This is a genomic window from Jatrophihabitans sp., from assembly GCF_036389215.1.
In the GTDB taxonomy this organism is placed as follows: Bacteria; Actinomycetota; Actinomycetes; order Mycobacteriales; family Jatrophihabitantaceae; genus Jatrophihabitans_A.
The window spans coordinates 1-5,132 of the sequence record NZ_DASVQG010000234.1; the positions used below are offsets into that span (position 1 = coordinate 1).

4 protein-coding genes are annotated in these 5,132 nt (G+C 66.1%); 1 reads left to right on the top strand and 3 read right to left on the bottom strand.

Annotated features, from left to right (window positions below; translation table 11 throughout):
• Positions 1-721 precede the first annotated feature (721 nt).
• Complete coding sequence (locus VF542_RS12955; protein ID WP_408652122.1) at positions 722-979, top strand: PspC domain-containing protein; 258 nt, start codon at positions 722-724, stop codon at positions 977-979.
• Between the two features lie 157 nt (positions 980-1,136).
• Here the strand turns inward: VF542_RS12955 and VF542_RS12960 are convergent, their stop codons facing one another.
• The 3 genes from VF542_RS12960 to VF542_RS12970 form a co-directional block, all read right to left on the bottom strand.
• Positions 1,137-2,144, bottom strand: a complete 1,008-nt coding sequence (locus tag VF542_RS12960; RefSeq protein WP_408652123.1) for a universal stress protein — start codon at positions 2,142-2,144, stop codon at positions 1,137-1,139.
• A 97-nt stretch (positions 2,145-2,241) separates the two neighbouring features.
• A complete protein-coding gene (locus VF542_RS12965; RefSeq protein ID WP_408652124.1) occupies positions 2,242-2,904 on the bottom strand; it encodes a response regulator in 663 nt (220 codons plus the stop codon).
• Positions 2,883-4,586 (bottom strand): GAF domain-containing protein, encoded by a 1,704-nt coding sequence (locus tag VF542_RS12970; protein WP_408652125.1) that lies wholly within the window; start codon positions 4,584-4,586, stop codon positions 2,883-2,885. The genes VF542_RS12965 and VF542_RS12970 overlap by 22 nt, the downstream gene beginning before the upstream one ends.
• Positions 4,587-5,132 lie beyond the last annotated feature (546 nt).

Sequence of the window (5,132 nt, forward strand, 5' to 3'; positions counted from 1 at the left end):
CCGTTTGAGCGATCAGCATGGAGGCGCCCAGGGCCACCGCACATACACTGAGGACTGCGTGCCGGCGGCGCGCCCTGTAGTTAGTCTTGCGTTGCGACATGAAGATCCCCGATCTGTGATGAGGACGTGCAGAATTACCACATCGCAACCGGGAGGTGGGGCCGTGAATACCTTTGTGGACGCGATGATCGGTGCGTGCGGCTCAGCCAACCACCATCCCGATCTCTACTGGAGGGAAGTCGCCTGATGGCACACGGCTCAGCGCTCTCACCCTTGATGCGCGAACTGCATATGCGTGATGAGCGCTACCGCCTGCGAATCTGGATTACCCCGCAAATCCGTTGCGTTCAGTGAAACGCGTGGATTTACACTCGCATAGAAGTAAGGCTTTGCCAAGGGATATTTCGACCCCCTTTTACAATGCCAGGAATCAGCCCAGCACCAGCCAATCCGGGCCTTCCACGGCCATTCACATCATCATTTCACCCGATTAAGTGCCACATCATGTACCGGTTCGCTGAACACCCGCCGGAGCCGGTCAACCCAACCGTGACGATAATTGCACCCTCAGCCGACCCTGAGTCGCGGGCTGGAAGGTCCAGGGTGATTCTCAGGGCCGTTCCGGATACCGCTGGGGCTCGTGCTGGACGATGCTTGTTCCATCGACGCCGCACACCGAGCGGCGCGGGCCGACCGGCCACCGTCTGAAAGGAAAGAAATCATGGGCTCCATCCACGACCTGTTCCGCCGCAACGGGCTCACCCGCCCACCCGAAGGGGGCATTCTCGGCGGGGTCTGCGCGGGGCTCGGCCGCCGTTTCGGCCTGGACCCGTGGCCGGCCCGGTTGCTGTTCTTCGTGGTCCTGCTCCTCATCCCCGGTAGTCAGCTGCTGGTGTACCCGGCGCTCTGGATCGCGATGCCCAAGGACGAGTGGGTGCAGGCCGACACCGCCGAGGCGGACTTCCGTCCAGGCGGCTAGCCGGCAATGCGTGCGGAGGAGCTGAGCTACAGCGGATGGGCCTACGGCGCCTCAGAGTGACTGGGTCGGCACCACGGCGACCGGACAAGTCGCGTTCTTGCCCGAGTCAGCCGCGTGTCACGTCGCTGGAGCCGGGCACCACGAGGGCAGCACTTGCTCATCCTGACCCGGTGGCCGCGGGAGACCAGGCCCGAAGGTAAGGCCGGACGGGATCGACGGGGTCAGTGCTGAGCCGATCCGAGCCGACAGGCCTCCGGTACTGTTGCCGACCGGAGCTGGGGTTGTGGGCGTAACCGATAACCACTACGGCGCCGCGATTGCGGTGCACCACCGAGGTCGCCGCCGGGCCTAGCCGGGTGCTCCAGTGATCATCGCTGTGATGGCAGCCCACCACCAAAATCGTGGAACTGTCGGAGTAGGACGGCAAGATCTCGGCGGCCTCGCCACGGACGATGTCAGTGACCACGGCAAGGCCCGGGTGCCTGCGGCGAATCTCGGCGCCTTCTGCGGCCAACTCATCCTCGGCCCGGCGGGACGGAGCTTCTGTATCGGCCAGCGCGACGGTGGGTGACGATCGCGCCTCCAGCCGCAATGAGGGCGCCTCGATCCGGAGCAGCTGCAGGTTTGCGTTCCGGCGAACCGCCTCCGCTGCGGCGAAGGTCACGGCTGCCCGCCCTGCCCTGGTATTCGCCGCCCCCACCACGACCCGCTCGACCAGGCTCGGCGGGCTGAAGGTGGAGACCGGTCCGAGTAGCAGCACTGGGCAGTGCGAGTGCGCGCTGACCGTAACGCGCTTGGACGACAGCAGTGACATCTCCCCCATGGTGGCGCTTCGCGAGCCGAGCACCAGCAACTGGGCCTCGGCGCTGACGTCGATGAGTGCCTGGGCCGGGTCGGCGTGGCTGAGCAAGCCCTTCACCGTGACACCGGGCTGGTTGGCCCGGGCCAGCGCGATGGCGGCATCGACAACCGAAGACCCCACATCGTCGCAGGCACGCAGCGCGGTGCTGAGATGGCCCGCAGGCACTGTCGCCGGCGGCAACTGCGGAGAGTGGATGACCAGCAAGGAGGTCTGCGCCAGCGCGGCTTCCTGCACGGCCCACAGGACGGCTGATCGGGCATCAGGGCTGTCATCGACCCCGACGACGACGGGTGGCATGGTCATGAGCGTTCTCCTCGGCTTGTCCCTCCATCCTGCGGAACCGCCGCGGCGGCAGATAGGGACCCAAGCCACTCAGATGAGGACGAAGGGCCTGTGGTGCTCACTTGTGCTTCAGTTCCGAACCGAAGACGGCCGCCTGGGTACGGCGCTGCATGCCGAGCTTGGCCAGCAGGGCCGATACGTAGTTCTTGACGGTCTTTTCGGCCAGGAAGAGCCGCTCACCGATCTGTCGGTTCGTCAGTCCCTCGGCGATGAGGTCCAGGATGTCACGCTCACGCTCGGTCAGCCCGGCCAGTCGGGGATCCTGCTGCTCACCCGTCCTCAGGCGCTGCATCACCCGCTCGGTCACCATGGGGTCGAGCAGTGAGCGACCCGCGCGGACCTGCCGGATGCCGTCCAGCAGCGATGAGCCACGGATCTCCTTGAGCAGGTAACCCGATGCGCCGGCCATCACGGCAGCGAACAGCGCGTCGTCATCGTCGTAGGAGGTGAGGATCAGGCAGCGAATATCGGGATGGGAGGACCTGATGTCCCTGCAGACATCGATTCCACTGCCGTCGGGAAGGCGGCCGTCGAGCAGCGCGACATCCGGTCGGGTGGCTGGTATCCGCCGGAGCGCCTCCGCCGCGGTGCCCGCTTCGCCAACGACCTCCATGTCCTCCGCCGACGAGAGCAGGTCAGCGATCCCACGTCGGACGATCTCGTGGTCATCGAGGAGGAATATCCTGATCGGGCTCCCGGTCAACTCAGTGCTATCTGCCATTGCAGCTGCGTTCCTCCGTTAGGACTGCTCGTCACAGTCAGTGATCCGCCGTGCCGCCGGGCACGCTCATCAAGGTTGGCCAGCCCGCTCCGCCGGGTGGTGTCACCCATCCCGACGCCGTCATCGGCCACCGACAGGCCCAGCTGTCCCCGCGCTACGTCAAGGGTGACCTCCACGAAGCCGGCGTGCGCATGGCGCACGACGTTGCTCAGCGCCTCGCGGAGTACAGCTGTCAGTTCAGCGGCGACTTCCGGGCTGACCACGGAGTCGACCGGTCCGGAGAAACGCAGTGTCGGCTCGAATCCGAGGTGCGCGGCCTGCTCGGCGGCCACCTTCAGTAGGTCGGTTCGGACCCTTGCCGAGACCGGTGACAGCGGCCCCCGCAGATCGAATATCGAGGTTCGGATCTGCCGGATCGTGTCGTCCAGGTCAGTCACCACCTGGCCGAGCTTGGCGGCAGCGGCTGGTTCCGGTTGGTGGGTCTGCAAGCTCTGCACCGTCAGCCCCGTGGCGAACAGCCGTTGGATCACGTGGTCGTGCAGGTCCCGGGCGATCCGGTCCCGGTCTTCCAGCAGCACTATTCGTTGCTGGTCGGAGCGGGCATCGGCCAGTTCCAGGGCCACCGCCGCGTGGTTGGCGAAGATGGTCGCCATCTGGAGGTCGTTCTGGGTGAACCCGCGTCGCCCGCTCAATCTGGCCACCAGCAGGCACCCGCGTGGCTTGCTCGAGCCCGTCAGCGGCAGGCCGATCACGGCGTTCACCGGCGCCACCTCGCGCATGTGCAGCGTGTACTGCGGTTTCTCCTCGATGTCGTCGATCAGGATCGGTTCGCTGGCGTCGATCACCGCGCCCGCCATGCTGTGCTCGGTGGGATAGCACATGCCGGTCATCCGGTCGGCCCCGAGTCCGATGGCAACCTCGACCATCAGCTCACCGGGGGTGGCCGCGGGAAGCACCACCGTGACCAGGTCCGCGTCGGCGATCTCGTGGACGCTGCGCGCGATCACGGTGAGCGGATCCTCGCCCGAGTACGACAGCAGTTGCTGGGTCACTTCCGCGGTGGCCTGCAGCCAGCGCTCGCGTCGGCGCGCCTCGTCATAGAGGCGGGCGTTCTCGATTGCGACCGCCGCCGTGCCGGCGACCGCTCGGACCAGCTCTTCGTCAGCCTCGGTGAAATCACCGTGTCGACGGCCCGTCAGGTACAGATTTCCGAAGACTGAACTCCGCACTGTGATCGATACTCCGAGGAAGCTGTCCATGGGCGGGTGGTGCGCGGGGAATCCGACCGATCGAGGGTCATCAGCTATCCGCTTCAGCCGGATCGGGCGGGGGTCCTGAATGAGGGCGCCCAGCAAACCACGGCCGGTCGGAAGTGATCCGATTCTGGCGGCCGTCTCGTCGTCGATGCCTTCGTATACGAACTGTTCGAGGCCGTCGCCGTCGGGATTTATCACCCCTAAGGCGCCGTACCGAGCATCGACGAGGTTGCAGGCGGCCCGGACGATCTGCCGCAGCACCACGGGCAGTTCGAGATGACCCATGATCGCCTCGTTGGCCGCCAGCAGCCCGTTGAGCTTCGCCTGGACATCACGGACGTCCTGCGCTCGGCTGATCAGCTGGTCCAGAAGTTCGCCGAGGCCCAGCTGAGGCACGGTTTCCGCCGTGAGGCCAGGCTCAGTCATAACGGCTCCGCTGCTCTCCGCGCCGCCTACCCGACGTGGCTGAGCAAAGGATAACCGCAGCCCTCCAGACCGCTCACCGAACCTCACCTGAGGGGAGGTGCCGCGGCACCTCCACCAGTTTGCGGCGCCGCGCTGCCGGAGTGGTGGGTGCCCCGCTCGCAGGCCGGCCCTGGGTCATGCCGGGATGACGCGCTCCCCAGCCGGACAGGTGAACCACAACGGAGGACGTTCGGCCCTGCTGGCAGCGCGCCTGGATTGACAAGCTGGAACGAGGACAGGAGGGAACGATGACTAGTTTCCACGTGCCCCGTGCTCGTGGTGCACGGCGACAGGCCGCCGTCCATCACGCCGAACGCTGAATAACAGAGAGGCTTTCTCATGTCGGATCCAATGACTGCTACCGAGGCGACTGCGCGAGCCGGGACCGCGGCGACCCCATTCGACCGTGCCACCATCGAGCCGGTCATCGCGGTGGCCAATCGTGCTCCATCCATCCACAACACCCAGCCCTGGCTGTGGGAGCTGCATCCCTCGCACCTGTCGTTG

Bases quoted from the DNA above. Each gene is read 5' to 3' on its own strand.
- VF542_RS12970 (WP_408652125.1), bottom strand. From the start codon at position 4,586: ATGACTGAGCCTGGCCTCACGGCGGAAACCGTGCCTCAGCTGGGCCTC.
- VF542_RS12960 (WP_408652123.1), bottom strand. From the start codon at position 2,144: ATGACCATGCCACCCGTCGTCGTCGGGGTCGATGACAGCCCTGATGCC.
- VF542_RS12965 (WP_408652124.1), bottom strand. From the start codon at position 2,904: ATGGCAGATAGCACTGAGTTGACCGGGAGCCCGATCAGGATATTCCTC.
- VF542_RS12955 (WP_408652122.1), top strand. From the start codon at position 722: ATGGGCTCCATCCACGACCTGTTCCGCCGCAACGGGCTCACCCGCCCA.